General features: G+C 45.6%; 8 tRNA genes. All 8 read right to left on the bottom strand.

Going from position 1 to position 871, the window contains the following annotated elements:
• Positions 1-88 precede the first annotated feature (88 nt).
• Positions 89-162 (bottom strand) — tRNA-Gly (locus KMHG_RS16925).
• A gap of 5 nt (positions 163-167) precedes the next feature.
• Positions 168-244: transfer RNA gene (locus tag KMHG_RS16920), tRNA-Arg, on the bottom strand.
• Positions 245-271: 27 nt separating this feature from the next.
• A tRNA-Leu gene (locus KMHG_RS16915) sits at positions 272-357 on the bottom strand.
• 73 nt (positions 358-430) lie between these two features.
• Positions 431-506 (bottom strand) — tRNA-Lys (locus KMHG_RS16910).
• Between the two features lie 41 nt (positions 507-547).
• Positions 548-622 (bottom strand) — tRNA-Gln (locus KMHG_RS16905).
• Positions 623-632: 10 nt separating this feature from the next.
• Positions 633-709 (bottom strand) — tRNA-Asp (locus KMHG_RS16900).
• Between the two features lie 10 nt (positions 710-719).
• Positions 720-791, bottom strand: a tRNA-Glu gene (locus tag KMHG_RS16895).
• Position 792: 1 nt separating this feature from the next.
• A tRNA-Asn gene (locus KMHG_RS16890) sits at positions 793-869 on the bottom strand.
• Positions 870-871 lie beyond the last annotated feature (2 nt).

Raw genomic sequence — 871 nt, 5'->3', positions numbered from 1 at the left:
TCGTTTGATTCAAATTAATGAATCTATATTGTGATTACATCTTGCTTGTTCAGTTTTCAAGGTTCATATAAATTAATATTTAAATTAATGGAGCGGGTGAGGAGAATCGAACTCCCGACAACAGCTTGGAAGGCTGTGGTTTTACCACTAAACTACACCCGCATAAATGGTGCGCCCAGCAGAAATCGAATCCACAACCTTCTGATCCGTAGTCAGACGCTCTATCCAGTTGAGCTATGGGCGCAAATATAAAATTGTAATAATTTGAAATTGGTGCGGTCGAGAGGACTTGAACCTCCACCGAGTTGCCTCGACTAGGCCCTCAACCTAGCGCGTCTGCCATTCCGCCACGGCCGCATCTTATTTAACGAAGTGTTTATATTATAACCTATGTAACAAGTAATGTCAAACACTTTTTAAAAAAATAAAATGGTGAGTCATGCAGGATTCGAACCAGCGACCCTCTGATTAAAAGTCAGATGCTCTACCAACTGAGCTAATGACTCATGACTAGAATTTAGTACTGCTAAATTTCATATTATATAAATGGCTGGGGTACCAGGATTCGAACCTGGGCATGACGGAATCAAAATCCGTTGCCTTACCGCTTGGCTATACCCCAATGTTAAAAGTGGCGGTCCGGACGGGACTCGAACCCGCGACCTCCTGCGTGACAGGCAGGCATTCTAACCAGCTGAACTACCGGACCGTATGAAAAATGACCCCTACGGGATTCGAACCCGTGTTACCGCCGTGAAAGGGCGGTGTCTTAACCGCTTGACCAAGGGGCCATGGCTCCGTTGGCAGGACTCGAACCTGCGACCCTCTGATTAACAGTCAGATGCTACTACCAACTGAGCTACAACGGAAT

This window comes from Kurthia massiliensis (assembly GCF_000285555.1).
Lineage (GTDB): Bacteria > Bacillota > Bacilli > Bacillales_A > Planococcaceae > Kurthia > Kurthia massiliensis.
This window is presented reverse-complemented; position numbering and strand designations above follow the sequence as displayed.